The 19,570-nt window shown below is 40.3% G+C and carries 13 protein-coding genes; 5 read left to right on the top strand and 8 right to left on the bottom strand.

Going from position 1 to position 19,570, the window contains the following annotated elements; translation table 11 throughout:
- Window positions 1-77: 77 nt before the first annotated feature.
- The 4 genes from MMP72_RS09185 to MMP72_RS09200 form a co-directional block, all read right to left on the bottom strand.
- On the bottom strand, window positions 78-1,052 hold the full coding sequence (locus MMP72_RS09185; protein ID WP_241316591.1) for a patatin-like phospholipase family protein: 975 nt from the start codon (window positions 1,050-1,052) through the stop codon (window positions 78-80).
- Between the two features lie 142 nt (window positions 1,053-1,194).
- Window positions 1,195-2,670, bottom strand: a complete 1,476-nt coding sequence (locus MMP72_RS09190) for an alanine/glycine:cation symporter family protein (protein WP_241316593.1) — start codon at window positions 2,668-2,670, stop codon at window positions 1,195-1,197.
- An 86-nt stretch (window positions 2,671-2,756) separates the two neighbouring features.
- Window positions 2,757-3,992, bottom strand: coding sequence for a sodium/glutamate symporter (gltS, locus tag MMP72_RS09195; protein ID WP_241316595.1), 1,236 nt, complete (start codon window positions 3,990-3,992; stop codon window positions 2,757-2,759).
- Between the two features lie 178 nt (window positions 3,993-4,170).
- Entirely contained in the window at window positions 4,171-5,511 is a 1,341-nt protein-coding gene (locus MMP72_RS09200) for a DcaP family trimeric outer membrane transporter (RefSeq protein WP_241316597.1), read from the bottom strand.
- 424 nt (window positions 5,512-5,935) lie between these two features.
- Between MMP72_RS09200 and MMP72_RS09205 the strand changes: the two genes are divergently transcribed.
- Entirely contained in the window at window positions 5,936-6,640 is a 705-nt protein-coding gene (locus tag MMP72_RS09205; protein ID WP_241316598.1) for a nitroreductase, read from the top strand.
- Between the two features lie 93 nt (window positions 6,641-6,733).
- Window positions 6,734-8,356, top strand: coding sequence for a hypothetical protein (locus tag MMP72_RS09210; protein WP_241316601.1), 1,623 nt, complete (start codon window positions 6,734-6,736; stop codon window positions 8,354-8,356).
- Window positions 8,357-8,434: 78 nt separating this feature from the next.
- Here MMP72_RS09210 and MMP72_RS09215 read toward each other — a convergent pair whose 3' ends face one another.
- Window positions 8,435-9,649 (bottom strand): multidrug effflux MFS transporter, encoded by a 1,215-nt coding sequence (locus tag MMP72_RS09215; RefSeq protein ID WP_241316603.1) that lies wholly within the window; start codon window positions 9,647-9,649, stop codon window positions 8,435-8,437.
- A 108-nt stretch (window positions 9,650-9,757) separates the two neighbouring features.
- Between MMP72_RS09215 and yccS the strand changes: the two genes are divergently transcribed.
- Window positions 9,758-11,932, top strand: coding sequence for a YccS family putative transporter (gene yccS, locus MMP72_RS09220; RefSeq protein ID WP_241316652.1), 2,175 nt, complete (start codon window positions 9,758-9,760; stop codon window positions 11,930-11,932).
- Between the two features lie 132 nt (window positions 11,933-12,064).
- A complete protein-coding gene (locus tag MMP72_RS09225; protein ID WP_241316606.1) occupies window positions 12,065-12,649 on the top strand; it encodes a hypothetical protein in 585 nt (194 codons plus the stop codon).
- A 71-nt stretch (window positions 12,650-12,720) separates the two neighbouring features.
- Here MMP72_RS09225 and MMP72_RS09230 read toward each other — a convergent pair whose 3' ends face one another.
- From MMP72_RS09230 to MMP72_RS09240, 3 genes are all read right to left on the bottom strand, one after another.
- Window positions 12,721-15,177 (bottom strand): TonB-dependent receptor, encoded by a 2,457-nt coding sequence (locus MMP72_RS09230; RefSeq protein ID WP_241316608.1) that lies wholly within the window; start codon window positions 15,175-15,177, stop codon window positions 12,721-12,723.
- A gap of 92 nt (window positions 15,178-15,269) precedes the next feature.
- Window positions 15,270-16,220 carry a FecR domain-containing protein gene (locus MMP72_RS09235; RefSeq protein ID WP_241316609.1) on the bottom strand — a complete coding sequence of 317 codons (951 nt, stop codon included), beginning with the start codon at window positions 16,218-16,220 and terminating at the stop codon, window positions 15,270-15,272.
- 4 nt (window positions 16,221-16,224) lie between these two features.
- Complete coding sequence (locus MMP72_RS09240; RefSeq protein ID WP_241316611.1) at window positions 16,225-16,740, bottom strand: sigma-70 family RNA polymerase sigma factor; 516 nt, start codon at window positions 16,738-16,740, stop codon at window positions 16,225-16,227.
- Window positions 16,741-17,003: 263 nt separating this feature from the next.
- Here MMP72_RS09240 and MMP72_RS09245 point away from each other — a divergent pair, with 263 nt between their 5' ends.
- Window positions 17,004-19,535, top strand: a complete 2,532-nt coding sequence (locus tag MMP72_RS09245; protein WP_241316613.1) for a sulfite reductase flavoprotein subunit alpha — start codon at window positions 17,004-17,006, stop codon at window positions 19,533-19,535.
- Window positions 19,536-19,570 lie beyond the last annotated feature (35 nt).

A 19,570-nucleotide genomic window follows, 5' to 3' on the forward strand; every position in this document is an offset into this window, starting at 1 on the left:
TACTATTCATAGCATTTTGTAAGAGATTTTTGATGTGTTTAGATTAAAGCAATCCTTTGCCAATTAAACAATCAAAATTATGGTGTGAGATCATCTAGTTTGAAAACAAGGTTTTGCTGTGTTTTAGAACCAGAATGCATCTTGGTTTGTATCGCCAACTGAATATCTGAGAGCTTTTCTCTAGCAGCATCGGCCCCTGCTTGCATGGTCATTTCACGCCCTTTGACATCAAAAATATGCACTTTTTCACGAAGATCAGGTTGGATCACGATATCAGCATATTTGAGTTCTTCTTCAGCCAAACGCCCTTGCATAATATTAATGTTTTGATTGAATAGTCCCCAAACATTGGTGGTTTCGGTATGAACAGGTTGTGCCAAAATATCGACAGCAATCACCACATCTGCACCTAGATCACGTGCGACCTGTACAGGCACAGGACTAACCAACCCACCATCCACATATTCACTATCACCAATTTTGATCGGGACGAACATACTTGGAATGGAGGCAGATGCTCGTACCGCCTGCCCTGTATTGCCATAATTAAAGACCGTTTTACTGCCTTCTTTTAACTCTGTGGCCACCACATACATTGGAATCTTAAGTTTTTGTAGTGGAGTGTTCTGCACTTGCTCATTGACATAGTCTTCAACCTTTTTCCCATCAAAGAAGCCCTTTAAGCTCACACTGACATCGCGTACATCATTGGCTTTTAGCTTTAAAGCAATATCGCGCAACTCAGCCGAACTTTTTCCACTGGCATAGATTGAACCCACAATACTTCCAGCACTGGTTCCGACAATGAAATCAGGTCGAATCCCTTGTTGCTCTAAAACTTCAATCACACCAATATGTGCATAACCACGCGCACCACCACTGCCCAATACCAATGCAATGACAGGACGTTTTTGTTTTTTGATCTGAGCAAAAGGTTGACTGACCACCTGTACCTGAGCATCTTCAACAATTGGAGATAGATGTTTGGTGGTTTGACAGCCCGTTAAAACCATGACTGAAAGTCCAAGTGCCCATAACCCAAGCTGTTTCATACGCGACATTTGCCATATTTATTTAATTTCTGGTCGGATTTTAACGATTACATTGAAAAAAAGATGTAGCAATTTTTTTGTATTTTTTCAGCAAAATTTCATAAAAAAAGCCCCTCGAAAGGGGCTACTTCTATATAGACATTTACCAAATATCCGAATCAACTTTTTTCTTCAATTCAGGATAGTGATCAATCTTAAACTCAGGTTCTTTCACGCCATTTTTAAGCTGAGAGGTATAATCTTTCAACAAAATCAAGAAGACTGGCGTTAATAACAAAATCGCAATCAAGTTAATCGTTGCCATCAAGCCCATCGATAAATCTGCCATCGACCATACCAGTGGCACACTCGTAATCGCACCAAAGTACACCATCATCAGAACCAAGATACGGAAAATAAACATGAGTGTCGGATTATTATTGATAAATCTCACATTACCTTCGGCATAAGCATAATTACCAATAATCGATGAAAATGCGAATAGGAAGAGAATCAGTGCCAAGAAACCAGATCCCCAGCTCCCAATTTGACTTTCTAAAGCGCGTTGTGTGAGTGCAACCCCTTCAAAACCAGCATCATGGTATAGACCTGAAGCAAGAATAATAATGGCTGTACATGAACAGACAATAAAGGTATCAACAAAAACACCAAGCATTTGTACCAAGCCCTGATTAACAGGATGTTTTACATCTGACGCTGCTGCTGCATTTGGTGCTGAACCCATCCCTGCTTCATTCGAGAATAGTCCACGTTTGATCCCCTGCATCATCGCCATTGAGATCATTGAACCAAAAAAGCCACCTGCGGCTGCATCAAAAGCAAAGGCTTTGCTGAAAATCAATACAAAAATATCAGGTAAGATTTCAAAGTTAATGACGGCGATGTATAAAGCAACGATTAAATATAAAACCGCCATAAAAGGTACAAAGCTTTCTGCAACTTTAGCGACACGTTTAATCCCACCAAAAATAATCAAAGCAGTAAGAATGACCAATGCCAAGCCGACCAATGAAACTTCAAAATTAAAACCACCAAAGGCCAGTACAGGATTGGCTTTATCCCAACCCCATGCCTGAGAAGTTGCAGCAATAATTGAATTGGACTGAACCGCATTAAAGACAAAGCCATAGGCCAAAATCAATGTCAATGCAAACACCACACCGAGCCATTTTTGTTTTAAGCCTTGCGTGATGTAATAAGCAGGTCCACCACGGAACTGTTTATTTTGATGATCACGTATCTTAAACAACTGTGCCAATGATGATTCAACAAATGCCGAGCTCATGCCCAAGAAGGCAACAAACCACATCCAGAACACTGCACCAGGTCCACCAATTGCAATAGCGATCGCGACACCAGCAACGTTACCAACACCTACACGACTCGCAAGTCCTGTCACAAAAGCCTGAAATGGCGTAATACCATGTTCATCTTTAGATTCTTTACGGCTACTTTTCATCACCCAAACACTATGAAAGAGCAAACGTAGTTGTACAAATCCTGTGATCAAGGTAAAAAACACCCCAACCAAGATCAACAACATAATCAGGAAATTCCAGAGCGGATCGTTCAAGAATTGTACCCACGACATCAGTGTGGTATTTAGTTGTTCATTCATCACTTATTCGCTTTTACACAATTGTATGTCTTCATACAAAAAAATGGATAAATCAAAAATGCTCTGTAAGCAGCTTTTGACCTGACTTAGACGAAGAATTTCAAAATGACTTGAATTACCGTAGCATTGATCAAGTCAACAAAGAATGCGCCACACAACGGTACAATCAAAAATGCTTTATGTGATGGGCCATACATATTGGTAATCGCCTGCATATTGGCAACTGCTGTTGGTGTCGCCCCCATACCAAAACCACAATGGCCTGCTGCCAACACTGCTGCATCATAGTTTTTACCCATGACACGGAAGGTAATAAATGAGGCATACAACGCCATGGTGATTGTTTGCGCACCGAGAATCACCACCAATGGACCCGCCAAATCAGCCAACTGCCACAACTTCAATGAAAGCAGTGCCATTGCCAAATAAAGGGATAATGAAGCATTACCAAAAACATCAATTGCGCGATCAAAAATATCAACTTTTAATACGCTTTCTAAGATGTTACGCAGAATCACACCACCGCCAAGCGCCCAAACGAAGGTTGGTAACTCGAACCAAGTACCTTTACTATATCCAGTCATAAACTCTGCAAATGCAAGACACGCAGCAAACATCCCTAGCGTCGTAATCGCATTATCCGCGGTAATTAAACGGACTTGATGTGGATTTTCAAATGGTGCAAGTTCTTCTGGATGCTGATCTAAATGAGTATCGCGATCTTGGATTTGAGCAGGTGTTTTAGCACGTGCCAAACTATGGCGATTAATCAGAAGTTTAGCTAATGGACCACCAATGATCCCACCGATAATTAAACCAAAAGTCGCACTTGCCATTCCTAGTGCAACTGCACCTTGAATACCATGCTGGGATTCAAAAATACTTCCCCATGCACCTGCTGTCCCGTGCCCACCTGTCAAGGTGACTGAACCCGCAATTAAGCCAATCAATGGGTCAAGGCCCAATACGGTCGCTAGGCTCATACCGACTGCATTTTGCACCACAATAAATGCAGAAACACAGATCAGGAAAATCACCAAGCCAATTCCACCTTCTTTTAGCTTCATAAAATTGGCACTCAGGCCGATCGAAGCAAAGAAGATCAACATAAAGCTGGTCTGTAATTGGCTACTAAAAACAATGCTATAGCCCCAAAAGGTATGCACCAGCAAAAAAGCAATCGCAGCAACCAAACCACCCGCTACAGGCTCTGGAATATTATAACGTCTTAAAAAATCAATTTTATTGACCAGCAAACGTCCTAATAATAAGACGATCACCGCAGCAATCAGGGTATAAAAACCATCAAAGTTAAATTCCATATCTTTTTCCGTTTATTACATTGGTCTTTCGACGTTTTTTCCATCTAATCAACAATGAAATAGTCACTCTCAAAATGAGTGAAAACTCAATCATCTTCATAAAAATACAGTTCTTTGTAAGAACTCCATCCCAATCAAATCAATCAGTTTTCACGGATGATTACACCTACAGGATAGGTTAGAAGCTGTAGCGTGCCATTGCTCCTACACGGCTATCCTTACCTTTTTGTCCATCAAAGGTTTTACGTTCACCATAGATATACTCTAGACCAAACGTAATTGGTGTTACTGGCGAATACATGACGTTCCACCAAGCTTGTTGCAAAGTTTTGTTTTGTGTTACATCTGTCATGGCCTGTTTAGCAAAATCATTGCTATCACTTGCAAACATTGCACCATAAGCTAAAGTACTACGCAATTTAGGGGTCATTTGATAACTCGTACCCACTGTAAACGCATCGAATTCATTCAGATTTAAATCTAAATTAGTTGGATTTACATTAAAAGCATTGTTGCTATATAGTAAAAATTTACTGTCACCTTTGACATGTGAATAGTCAATCATTGCCTGTAAAGCATTTGTGAACTTATATTTTGCACCAACCGCAATACCCCAACCGAGATCTGAATCATTGGCACTGATTTGCTTATTATCTTTGTCAAAAGCAACCTTGCTACGTGCTTCTGTCAATAAAGCACGGACTGAAGTTGTCCCTTTACCTTCTGCAAAGTCATATTTCAGCTTAGTGGTGAATGCAGGTACTCGATTATCATCATTGCCTTTTTCCAAAGCAATGGCATAACTTGTATCTGAATTTAATTGACCACTGTAACGCACCATCGGAGTACGGAAAGTTCCAATCCCTAATGGCGAGTTAAAATCCAACATTTCAGGTTGTACGTCAGTTGCCAAGAACGTTGAAGTGGTTTGACCAAATAACCAATCATTATAGGTCAAATAAGCATGACGAATTCGTATCGTGTCATTACTACTGCCACCACGAAAATCAACTTCTAATTTCGCACCAACATCAGCATTTTCTATTGGCGCTTTAAAATCTAAACCGAAACGTGTCACTGTTGCCGTACTATAAAAACGGTCATTATTTTTTTCTTTACCTTCCAAATCAACGGTATTGATACGGTTAAAAATACCATTACCACCCTTTGCTTGATATGAAGCATCGCCACGTAAGAAACCGTAAAGTTGAACCTGTGCACCTGAAGCAGTCGTAAAAACTAAAGGAGACTCTTGTGAAGACGCTTTCGTCACTGATTTTATATCTTGATTATTTTTAGCGACATTTACGGGTGTTTCAACAAGGTCAGAAGCATCATTTTCTTGTTTTGCTTGTGGAACATATTGCTCCAATAATGCTCTTAATTCTTTTACTTCATCGCGAAGTTGTTGAATTTGTGTTTGCTCATTTGCAGCTTGTGCATGGTTCATCATAAAAACAGCAACAGTGATTGCTAAGCTTTGCATAATGAACGGCTTACGGATGAGAGATAAACTCATAAGAAGCTCCTTTATCTGGTGTATATTTCAACATTTTCCACAAGCATAAAATTGGGTAAATTTAATACACTTAACACGGAAAATCCCCCTTACCTTTATCAGCAAGGAAAGCCTAATCAATTTTTAAAAAGGGCGTATTATGCATAAATTTGGAATATTGTGTGTACTTTTTTATACGAGAAACAAGAATACTTTGAACATATATATCTAAATATTTTTTCTATTTCATTGTGTTATAAATAAATTTCCTTTTCACAAAAAATAATGGAATAGAAAAATCCTGATTCTATTTTCATCATCCCAAACGCAATCGACTATTTTTCACTCAAATCTCAGTGCATGTTTTAAAAACCATCCTCAAAAGGTCATGATTGCTTTATAGTCTCATCATATGAGAAAGATCAAAGAAACCTGAGGAGTTTTTATGAACATGGAACAAGTCCGCTACGTCGATGATGCCATTACATCACGCCATTCAGTACGTGCATTTTTGGATACTCCTGTTGAGACCCAAACAATTAAAGATATTCTAAGTGTTGCCAGTCGTGCCCCTTCAGGCACAAACACACAACCATGGAAAGTTTATGTTGTCACAGGAAAAAAACGAGCGGAAATGATTGACCGTGTTTGTACAGCACAAGTTGAACTTTTTCACAAACCAGAACTGGCGCAACAATATCAAGAAACTTTTGCTTACTATCCTGAAACTTGGATTTCACCCTTTATTGACCGTCGCCGTGAAAATGGCTGGGGACTGTATGGCTTACTTGGCATTCAAAAAGGTGAAAAAGACAGAATGGCAGCGCAGCAATTGCGTAACTTTCAACTGTTTGATGCGCCTGTCGCTTTATACTTTACCGTAAATAAAATCATGGGCATTGGTTCAAAAATGGATATTTCCATGATGATCCAAAACGTTATGATTGCCGCAAAAGCACGTGGTCTAGATACTTGTCCACAAGCCGCTTGGAACCATTTTCACCCAATCGTTTTAGATGTGCTTGGCGCACCCGAAGACGAAGATTTGGTCTGTGCTGTTGCATTGGGCTATGCCGACCCAGACCATATTGTGAATAGCTTTATTACCCCACGTGAACCCGTAGAGAATTTCACTGTATTTGTCGATTAAAATAATTTAACCTTATTTCTCCCTTTGATATTCATCGGGAGAAAGCTTAATAAAAGCAATAAAAATCATTTATTTAAAATATTAGGGGTCATCATGTTAAATTTCAGGGGATTGTTTAAGCTCTGCCCAGCTCTATTAATTTTTTCCTTATACTCGACAGCGATACATGCTGAAGAAACACAAGATGTCTCAACATCAGATGAGACAGAAACAGCATCTACACAAAACCTGTATCAACAGGAACTTCAAGAAAAAATTAAACAGGCAAGAGAAGCCGCACGACAGCAGACGGAACAGCAACTCCAAGAACAACAAGCTTTCCAGCAACAACGAGTTGAAGCATTAACGCAGCCTAAGCCCACAACAAATGCTGAATATATCCGTATCGAATCGCCCAAGCCAGCAGAATCCATTCCGATACAAACCACCAACGCGACTGAAACTAAAAATTCAGGTGGTTTCCCATTCTTTTTTATTATTGCTTTTGGGATTTTAGGATTTATCGGATGGAAACTCTTTAAAAACAGCCAACAGCCGAAGACCAGAAAACGTAATCGGCCTGCATATCAAAGCCCGACTACATCAGAACACACCACACAGACACAGCAACAAGATCAACAGCGAACCCAGAACTCATCCTCACAACAACACAATGAACAACATTCATCTAATACTCATTCAACACAACAGCAAGCACCGCTTCAAACCAGTGACCGTGTGAAAACGATTTTAGAAGATTATTTTTCCGAGAAACCGCACATTCCAATGGCATATCGACAGCAGCTCAATGATATTAATCTGGATTTTAGTGCGGAGAGCTTACATCGTCTGGATCAGGTCTTATCCTTAATTAAAAAACAAACCCAGCCTGACTATGCACGCTATTGTGAAGAATTGCCTTATCAACAATTTGTGATTTTTTGTGGTATTTACTTAGCAACAACCATTGCCCGCGTCACCCATCAGTCGATAAAATGGTTTTCATATGAAGAAATGAAAGCCTTTACACAAAGAGCAGAGTTTCCACAGACTTTAAGTACATTTGTCAGTTGTATGATTGGTAATATGTTTCAACACCTACCAATTGAAGTCATTTGTGATGGCTTATTTACTGATCCAGTGGAAGCCACTTGTCAGGAGCGTTTAAGCTTTTATCAACAACATGCCAAACCATTACTTTTAATGTCAGAAGAAAACAAAAAATTGCCAGTAGAAGCGCAGAGTGAAGCTGAGCAGGCATGGGTCGAAGCAATAAAAGCCGCAGGATTCCTAGCCCATCATAGTCTATATATGATTGAAAATGGCTCACAACTTATTCCAACGTTGATTCAATCCAATGGTGAGCAAAAACTACTACAAAGTTTAATTGGTGACAATTCATCTCAACAAGGGCATGAGATGCTTGCAACCAATTTAAATCAGTTTAAAAGACAAGCATTTGTTGAAGATATTTATGCAAATCTGCCAATAGAGCGTATTGATGCACTCAGTATTCATGTTCGCGCTTATGAACCCCATGCAGGGCAATGGGTGATTGTGTTGCCTTATCAGCATCATGATCAAGGTTTTGAATTCTATACACCACTTTCTTCGGGTTCATCCACTCCTGTCGAATTAAATCCATTATTATTTAAAGCCTTTTGGCAAGGATTTGACGATTTCACCTCGCCAACCAATACCCGACAGTATTATGTCGCATCAAAACAACTCATTTAATAAATTCAAATAAACAGCATCAGACAGTTTTTCTTGATTGACCTGCCTGATGCATCCTCTACATTGATGATCAATCACTTATGTCGAGATACTGTTTTGCTGCTGCCCAACTTTAATAATCGTAAATAGCCCGACACTGGTAAACATCAACATCATCAACCCCATGTTCAGTGATGCCTTCCAAATCAGGAAATTGAGAATCAATCCACCAAGTAAACCAAATGCAAACTGGGTACTTCCCATAATTGCGCTTGCAGTTCCAGCCCTAGCCCCCTGCTGAGACATGGCCAGTGCCATCGCATTTGGACCCGTTAAACCGATGCCAGATACCACTAAAAATAAACCAGACATCAAAAACCATAAAGGTGCATTCGCCATTAAACCTGCACTCACCACGATCAAAGCACCGAAACATTGAATAGAACCACCCAAACGTAAGCGTGGGAAAACGCCCATTCGGGTATTTAGATGCTTATTCAATGATGACATCAACATAATGCCCCCCGCATTCAGCGCAAAGGCATAAGAGAATTGCTGTTGAGACAATCCATATTGACCCATAAACACCGCAGAAGCTGAGCTGATATAACAAAATAATGCGGCACCTGTTAAACAGCCTGCCAACATCGGCACTCTAAAACTTTCATCTTTTAAAATCGCGGCATAGAGCGTGGTGACTTGATAAACCGATAGCTTTAAACGGCGCTCTACAGGCAGAGATTCTTTAAAGAAAAAATGTACACACAACCAACAGATCACCCCAATGATCGCTAAGCAGACAAAAATAACCTGCCAAGGAAAAAATATTAGAATCCATGCTCCAAAAATCGGTGCCAAAATCGGCGCAAGTCCCATCACGATCATCATGCTAGAAAAAGCCTGTGCTGAACCTGCCACATCCAAACGATCACGAATCACCGCTCTGGCAATCACCACCCCTACACAACCGCCCAGCGCTTGAAAAATACGAGCGGCAATTAAAGCCCATTCATTGGTGACAAAAACACACGCTAAACTGGCAATCGCATATAGACCAAGCCCAAAATATAAAGGTGTCTTACGCCCAATACGATCGCTGATAGGTCCATAAAACAGTTGTCCGATGGCTAGCCCCAAAAAATATGCAGGCAAACTGTTGGCCACCATTTGTGTACTAACCCCGAACTCATCTGCCATTTGCGGCAATGCGGGTAAATACATGTCTATCGAAAGCGGGCCCAATGCCGTTAATAGGGCAAGTAACAAAATCCATGCTGTAGAGTACTGATGCTTTTGAGATTGCTCCGCCTGCATAATGCTGCACTTTTCAAGTTTATTGAGATTCTAAGCTTAGCATCCTCTCTTTAATTTGTGCATAATATGAAGAATAAAATCGACGGTAAAATACAAAAAGGACAGCTCTTGAATCCTTGGTTCAAACGTTTAAAACAAGCAACCTATAACACCACGTTTATGTATAACGTGCGTATGTTAATCGCTTTTGCGGGAACAGCATTTGTTCCTTATTTGATGGATTACCAACTCGCCACGATTCCTTTGACCTTAGGTGTGGTTGCAGCGGGAATCAGCGACATTGATGATCGCTTTTCAGTTCGGATCATGAATCTGATTTATACCTATATCGGTTTCTTTATTACCGCTGCTTCGGTTCAGTTGTTATTTCCCTATCCAGTGGTTTTCGCCATTGGACTGATTGCCTCCTGTATCGGCTGGATTCTACTCGGTTCGATCGGCCGTCGTTATGCCACTATTGCGTACGGATGTTTGGTTATTTCTGTATACACCATGCTCGGTGTGCATCTATTTGAACAATGGTATCTACAACCCGCGTTATTGGTGGCTGGTGCAGCTTGGTACGGCCTTATTTCAACGATTAGCTTTCTATTATTTCCAGTTCGACAATTACAAGATCAACTGTCAGCATCATATAGCGCATTAGGAAGTTTCTTATATGCGAAATCAAATTTGTTTGATGTCGATATGACCCCTTCGAGTTATCAGCAAAGCATGATTGATTTGTCGATGGAAAATAGCAAACTGATTGCGATTTTTAACAATCTCCGTGTGGCATTACTGACTCGGCTCAAAGGAGACAGAGGGCAAAAGGATACACGACGCAGTCTGCAATATTATTTTGTGGTACAAGATATCCATGAACGTGCAGATTCCGCCCACATTGATTATCAAAAACTGACCAAAGTTTTCCAACACAGCGATATCTTGTTCCGCTTCCAACGGATCTTGTCGATTCAAGGTAAAGCTTGTCAGGACTTGGCACAATCTATTTTAAGCCGCACCCGTTATGTACATAACAAACGCTTTAAACATAGCTTTGAAAATTTAAGACTGTCATTAGAAAAGTTACGTGAAGATGGCATCTATGATCAGGTTCGGATTAATGCTTTATTCGCGCTTTATCAAAACCTAAAGTCGATTGATGCACAATTACAAAATCTAGAGACTGAGCGTAATCTCCAATTAGAAAACACCCAACAGGTCGAAAACCAACTCAAAGATGATGATCTTAAAGGGGTAAATGACATGATTGTCCGTGTAAAACAGCATCTAAGCCCTGAATCTGTTTTATTCCGTCATGCTGTCCGTTTATCCATTGTACTGTTTATCGGTTATCTGTTTATTCAACTCACCAATATTGAATATGGTTACTGGATTCTAATGACAGCCCTGTTTGTCTGCCAACCGAACTTTAATGCGACCAAACGACGTTTATATTTGCGAATTATGGGAACGTTGGTGGGGATTATTGTTGGTCTAGCCATTATCTATTTTATTCCTTCAATCGAAGGACAACTGGTCATGTTGATCCTCAGCGGAATCTTATTTTTCGAGCTGCGGAGTAAACAATATGCGCAAGCCACGGCGTTCATTACCATTCTCGCTTTAATTAACTTTAACTTAGATGGTTCTGCATTTGCAGCAGGTCTACCTCGCTTGATGGATACCATTATTGGCTGTGCCTTAGCATGGTTTGGGGTCAGTTTTATTTGGCCTGATTGGAAGTTCCGTAGACTGCCTCGCTCGATTCAACGATCATTGCAAGCACAATGTAAGTACTTAGCCGAAGTGGTCAAACAATATCATCAAGGTCGCAATCATGCATTGAACTATCGCGTGGTGAGACGAACCGCGCATAACACCGATGCGGAAGTCGCTTCATTGATTTCTACGCTTGCCACAGAGCCTAATATTGATAACATACAAAAAAATCAGGCTTTTGAGTTTCTATGTCTCAGCCATACCTTTTTAAGCTATATCGCCGCATTAGGAGCACATCGTGAACAAATTCAGGATCAAGAGGTTTTAACTTTGCTAGATCAAGCGCTGGATGACATTCAAGGTGCACTACTCAGAGATGAAGTTCCTGATTTGTCCGCACAAAATATGTTGCAAAACATCCGCCAACGCTTAAGTCTCAATGCAGAAAATGATCCAAAATCATTAATCATTTTGCAGCAACTCTCACTCATGTTCAGTATTTTAACGCGTTTAAGTATGCTCAAACAAAGTCTACGTCATGAACCTAACGAAGATGGGACTGAGTTTGCATCACTTTAATGGAGCTAAGGCGAAGCCAACAGCCTGTTCCTCCCCGTTCATATAATATCTTTGATTGTGAGGGTTTATGTCGTGTCAACACCCTCCAATTAATGCTAAACTTAACCCAGTTCTACACTCAATTTTTAAACTATGACCGCCAAAAATTTATACGCTTATACGCTACAACCTGTTTCTTACGAAGTTTCTGAAGTTGAACAACGTCAAGCTCAACTTATGATTTGGCGCAGTACCAACAAGTTCAGCCGCAAAGCATGGATCATCATGATCGCACTTGTAGTGCTTTCTTTAGTTGCAGCAGGACTCATCAAATACTATTCCACTTATTCAACTGTGATTTGTTGGGTTGTGATTATCGGGGTTGCGCTTTTCTATCTCATTAAAAGATTCGGTCTTGAATGGTACGTAAAACGTAAAATGAAAGAGTTCCCTGTCCAAGACATTAAAGGAATCCGTTTAGGCGTACAGCCTCATGGTATCGTGATGCGCCAAAAAGTAGGACTGCAAGAAGGTACAGCTACGATTGGTTGGAAAGATATTTATGAATGGTATAACTCACCTGACTTTATTCTTGTAAATTTCAAGGTTAAAACACCAAAAGGTGAACAACAACAAGGTGCTTATATCCTGCCAAAACGCATGGACTCGAAGAACTTTGCATTCAAAACAATTCGCAAACACCTGAATGAAACTGTCGGTGCAGCAAAACCATTATAATTGAACGCTCAAATACAATATACGTCATATACAACAACCCCAGCTTAAGCTGGGGTTGTTGTATCTGTGCTCTACCAATTTACTTTAAGTGACACAACACCATTGATTGCTTCGCCGATACTTGCCCAGCTACCACTTGATGCCCAGTATTTTTTATTGAATACGTTATTAACATTCGCATTCATCACCGCATCATAACCATGAAGATTAAACTTATAAGAAAGACCAGCACCAACCAGTGTATATGCAGGAACTTTTATGATATTTTCCTGACTGGTATACGAAGAACCATTATAACGAACATTACTATGTATGCTTAGCCCATCAACAGATTGAACGGTATATTCTGCATTCGCAACCCCAGACCATTCAGCCACACCTGCGGGTGCTCTTCCCTCAACAGCTTTATTGCTTTCTGACACTTTATCAATACTGCTATCAAGATACATCATGCCCAAACCAAGCTTTAGGCGATCTGTCGGCTTATACATACCATTGAGTTCTAGCCCCTGATAATTCGTTAAACCATCCTGTGTTAAGTATTTTTGATCGTTTTGAATACGATCCATAGTTTCGACCCGCTCCATCTTAAACAAAGCAGCCGTTAAACCAAATGCATTGGCATCATATTTCAGCCCAACTTCATACTGCTTACTAATGGTCGCATCTAAAAGATCTCCTTCATTTGCATAAGGAGCGTCACCCCATGATTTTACTCGACCTCCCGCTTCAAGACTCTCTACATAACTTGTATATAGCGTTGTATTTGCAGCAGGCTTATAGAGTATTGCAATCGTGGGAGTGGTTGCTTTGGTGCTATAACCGGAGTCTGTCGTCGGATCATTATCCAAGTCTTCCTGATCATAATAAGTATGGCGCACACCCAAAATCATCTGCCATTGCTCATTAAATTTAACCGTATCACTTAAAAAAGCATAACTTTGAGCAATCTGGCTACTTTTAGGTTTTAATTTATAATCAGGAACACGGTTAATCATATAGGATTGATTTGAATAAATATTCCCAGAGAAATCATTCACCCAATAATATTTAGAATCTTTCACCGTACTTTCTGTATATCCGACACCAGCAACAACATCATGTTGAATTTGACCTGTATCAAATTTCCCAGTCAGCATGAGTTGGTTCATACGACTTTCATCTAGAAAAGCAAATTGGTACAAGTTGCCACTATAGTCACCCGCAGTATTTAATAGATAATCAAAAACTAGATTGGAGTGATGCTTTTTCCTTGTATAACCAAATTGATATTTCATATCCCAATCTTGGTTAATCTTCCAATCTAAAGCTGTGGAAGCGGTAAAAATATTGCTTTTATAATAAGCATTATTGACCGTCAATTTATCGTAGTCATAACTTGCTTTGGGTAAACGCTCCTTAATGCTAGATAAAGAAAATATGGGCGGCTCATGCTCAGTTTTATTATTTTCGTAAGTAAAGTTGGCCGTCCAGCTTAAATCATCCGTGAATTTTTTATCTAATGCCAGAGAGGCAACAAAACGATTTTGTTCAGAAGCATTATAAGCCTCCCCTTTATCGCCCCCGAATACCAAACGATAACCTAAATCAATATCATCCAAATGGTTACTGGTATCCACTAAAGCTGAAACTGTACTTGGATTACGATAAGTCATCTCTAAACTTGTTTCAGCAGTCTGTTTTGGTCGTTTAAGTTGATAACTGATTGCACCTCCAGGTGAGCCAAACCCATACATAAATCCTGTTAAGCCTTTTAGCACAGTCACACTTTCAGCAGCTTCAACTGGAAAATCGCCACCCCATGTCAAAGACATAGGTAAACCATCAATATAGTAATTACCTACACCGAGTCCGCGTACGCTTGTTCCCCACCAATCTGTCGCCATTGCAGCACTTTGGCTATATACAGCAGGATCATTAATAAAAATTTGTCCAACTGTTTTAGCCCCACGTTTTGCAATATCATTGCTTTCAACCACAGTCACAGAAAAAGGCGTATCCAAGATAGATTTATTGCCTAAAACACCCGATTGTGTTTGTGTCTTTAAGCCTGTAGGTTGATCATCAGCAGCCACTCTAATCACAGGTAGCCGTGACGCATTATGCTCAGTCGCTGATTGTGCTGTACCATTTACCGCAATACTGTTGAGTTGCCCGACTTCCCGAACCTGTTTTGGTTCAGAGGGTGTATTTTTACTTTTTTCAATGGTCCAGCCGCCATGATCATGCTGAACCAATTGTAAATTCGTCCCTTTTAACAACTGTTCAAAGCCTTGGCTAATACTATAACTGCCCTTCAAACCCTGTGTATTTCTTCCTTTAGTGAGTGCTGGGTCAAATGACAATGCCATCCCAGATTGCATTGCAAAACTCGATAATGCCTGCCCCAATTGACCCGATTTAATCTCATAATGTTGTTGTGCCTGTGCATCAGCAGCATGAGCTGTAACTGAAATACCCAATACAGCACTAAGTACCGCAATCTGTATAGCCTTTGTGAGCGCTGTTTTTCCCTGTTGAGCGTACATATCCCCCCCCCCTAATCAGTCAGCATGATATATTCCTTATCTATGCCAGTTGAAAATAGAAATCAGCTCACGAAAATCTAAATTTTTTTGTTTTATTTTGCTGGCTGAATGACCGTCCAATAGCCACCTGCATACTGCTCGATATTCAGACCATAAGTTTGAGCGAGCATTGCATAGACTTTTTCCAGATCATCAACAGGATAGCTTCCCGAGATCTTTATCTTCCCAACCTTAGAGTCAAATCTGATGATGCCTTTCTGATAAGGCTGCAATCGGATAACAAAATCTTTTAATGCCAGTTCATTGACCATTAAAAAGCCTTTTGTCCATGCAATGTTACCTTCCTCAAAGGGCTTTATTTTCCCAAGATGATGTGCATCAAATCGAAGCTGTTGCTTGGCTTCAATCATCTGTTTTTGTTGTGACTGATATGGAGAAACACGCACTCTGCCCTGTGTCACGGTCACCAGAGAATAGTCTGGCATCGTTTCAACATGATATTTTGTTCCCAAAGCCTGTGCTGTGCCTTGTTGAGTAGTCACAAAAAATGGGCGATTCAATTGATCATGTTGGGTTTCAATCCAGATTTCACCTTTGCGTAAAATAATGGTTCTTTGAGATTTAGTATATTTCACATCAATCGCAGAAGAAGCATTAAGTAAAATAGTTCCGCCATCTGGCAAAAGAATACTTTTTCGCTCCGCAGTACCACTACGATAATCAGCAAACCATTGCTGTTGCTGACTGGTAAAATACAAACCTGAACATAGCGGCAGAAATGCCAATAACCACAGATATTTCTTATAATATTGTGTTGATGAATGCTCAACTTTTTGCACCACAGGTAGTGCGATGTCGATGGGTAGATCTGAAAATTTTGTTTGTAACAATAAAGCTTTTTGCCAAATCTTTTGATGCAACGGACTCTGTTGCTGCCATTGTTGTAATTGCTCAAGTTCCTGAGGAGACAGTTGCTTTTCTTGTAAACGCATGAGCCATGCACTGGCTTGTGCCAGAATCTGCTGCTTATCTACATTCGGCATAAGATTAAATGTCCTCAGCTACAAGCATCACCTCGAGACAATGCATATAGGCACGCTGAATATTACGTTTTACTGTACTCACTGAAATCCCTAACCGATCTGCAATTTCTTGATATTTTAATTTTTCCAACTGCGCATATAAAAAAGTTAAGCGAACAGAATGAGGTAATTCAGCCAATAACGCTATAATTTCTGCTAATGTTTCAATAATCAGAACCTGACGTTCTGGTGATGGATGTTCCTGTGCAGGTTGTTCTGCCAATACATCGAAATAAGCTCTTTCAATCTCTTTACGCTGTAGCCAGTTCACCATTAAGCCTTTTGCAACAGTCACCAAATAAGCTCTGGGTTGCTGAAACTCTAATTGCTGTTGTCGCGCCAAAATCCGAACAAAGGTATCTTGTGCAAGATCGGCTGCATCAGCTGAACTTCCTAATTTCTGATATAACCAGCAATAGATCCATGCATGATGTTGCTGATATAAGATCGAAACTTGCTGATTTACGGAGGAAGATGACATGGAATAAACCATTCCACTATATAAATAATAATTATTATCATTTAAAATTATTCTAAATTCAATTACAATCTCTTGCAGCACTTTGCCAATGGCTTGGGTAGATGCTTAACCCCCTTGATCTTGCTCTCATTTTATAAAAAGTTTTTTAAATTAATTTAGTAAATAAGAATCAAAATCAATATTATCTAGAAAATCCATATTATGTTCTTATTCTTGAGTTATAATTTTTTACATGAATTTCATTATTTTTTCATTTTTTGACCATGTTTAAAAAAGTTTTCTTCCAAATCCATTGGTTTTTAGGGATCACCGCTGGTCTCATCCTCTCTTTAATGGGCGTTACAGGTGCAATTTATTCATACGATCAACAAATCCTGAAATGGATCAACCACGACAGCTATGTGGTTGAAGTTGCGACTACGCCTAAATTAACCCCTGCTCAACTCTATTCATATTTCAATCAACAACAACCTGAGATTGAAATTAATAGCATTACCATTGCAACAGACCCAACCGCATCCTCAACCGTCAATATTCAAAAAGAAGGTGCGCGTCGCGGCTATAATATGATGGTGAATCCCTATACAGCAGAGGTTCTCCCTGAAGTAAAGGGTCGTGAGTTTTTTCAATTTATTCAGCGTATACATCGTAATTTAACCGCTGGTGAATATGGTGCACAAATTACCGGTGCATCAACCCTGATGTTAATTTTCTTTGTCTTGAGTGGTATTTATCTACGTTTTCCTAAAAAACATACCTTTAAACAATGGTTCTTTATCAAACCAAAATTAAAAGGCCGTAATTTTATTTGGGACTTACATGCAGTCGTGGGCACATGGGTTATCGTGTTTTACCTTTTGTTTGCATGCACAGGTTTATATTGGTCTTATGATTGGTGGCGTGCTGGCATGTTCAGCGTCATGGGGGTCGAACAACCGATACGCAACAGACCACATAACGATCAACCACAAGAACCAGATTTATCTACACAGCAAGTCAACACCATCCTCACCCAAACATGGACAGGTGTGAATGCGCAAATTGGACGTGAATACTCAAGCCTCACAGTCAATCTACCTAAACATCAAGATACAAAAGTAGAATTATCGTTTGTAGATGCAATTCCACAGCACGAACGTGCACGCAACCAAGCTGTATTCAACTACCAAGACAACACATTTGAAAAATTTGAATTGTACGAAGATAAAAAGCTCAATGAGAAAATCATGAGCAGTATGCTACCTGTGCATCGTGGCAGTTTCTTTGGGTCGACCTATCAATTCATTGCAATGCTTGCTTCACTTGCGATGCCACTGTTCTTTATCACAGGCTGGATGCTTTATCTTAAACGAAGAAAACAAAAGAAACTGACTCAAGCCGCCCGCCAGTCATTGAGCGCCCAACAAATTGACCCAAATGCAAAACCGTGGCTGATCACTTATGCATCTCAAACAGGTGTGGCGGAACAACTGGCTTGGCGCACGGCAACCAGCTTACAAGAGGCACAACAACCCACCACCGTTAAACCGATTCAACAACTCACTGAGCAAGACCTACAGCAAGCTCAACAAGTCTTATTTGTGGTGAGTACCTACGGTACAGGTGAAGCACCAGATTTAGCGACAGGTTTTAATAAGAAGCTGATGCAACAAAACCTGAACCTAAACCACATCCAATATGCAGTATTGGCACTTGGATCAAAAGAATATGCTGACAGCTATTGCAGTTTTGGCCATGCAATCGATGCTTGGTTAAAGCAATGTAATGCACAGCCTTTGTTTGAATTAATCGAAGTAGACAATGCAAATGCCCATGATATTCAACACTGGAATCAGGCTTTATCCGTTGTGACCAAGCATGAACTACATGCAATGAATATCGACAAAACCTTTGATCAATGGATTTTAAGCGAACGCCAAGTTCTCAATCCAAAGAGCTTAGGGCAAGCAGCATATAATATCGAACTCACTGCAACGCATGATATTACTTGGCATGCAGGTGATATCGCAGAAATTCAACCTGCCAATAGCTTGGCTGAGATTCAGGCTTTCTTGGTCAAACAGCAAATTCCAGCGCACACAGTTGTGAAATCACTTGATCAAACCATTGAGCAGGCACTTTGGGATAAAAACTTACGCATAGAAGTTCAAGCTTTTAGCAAGCCAGAACAATTGCTAGAACAACTGCCGACCTTGGCAACTCGGGAATATTCAATTGCCAGTATTCCATCGCAACAAATATTAAGGTTGGTGGTTCGCCAGCAGCGTGATGAGCATGGTCAACTCGGTTTAGGTTCAGGATGGCTGACTGAGTTTGCACCGTTAAAACAACACATCGCGTTGCGTATTCGTACCAACGAATCATTCCATCTCATTGATGACGACCGCCCTGTTATCTGTATCGGCAATGGTACAGGTATCGCTGGTTTAATGAGCTTATTACAACAACGCAATCGTCAGGATTATTCTGAAAATTGGCTTATTTTTGGTGAGCGCCAACGCGAACATGATTTCTTTTATCAAGAAACCATCCAAGCGTGGAAAAACATGGGCACACTGAAACGCCTTGATCTGGCCTTCTCTAGAGATCAAGAACAGCGTGTCTATGTACAAGATGTATTACGAGACAAGGCTGAAGAACTGATCCATTGGGTGAATCAAGGCGCTGTGATTTATGTCTGTGGCAGTATTGAAGGTATGGCGGCAGGTGTAGACCAAGCATTAATCGACATATTGGGCGAAGATCAAGTTGATGAATTACGTCAAACTGGACGTTACCGTCGGGACGTATACTAATCCCATATAAAACATCAAAAAACGAGTGAGGCATC

Origin of the sequence: Acinetobacter sp. NIPH 2699 (assembly GCF_022549355.1) — a bacterium.
GTDB lineage: Bacteria > Pseudomonadota > Gammaproteobacteria > Pseudomonadales > Moraxellaceae > Acinetobacter.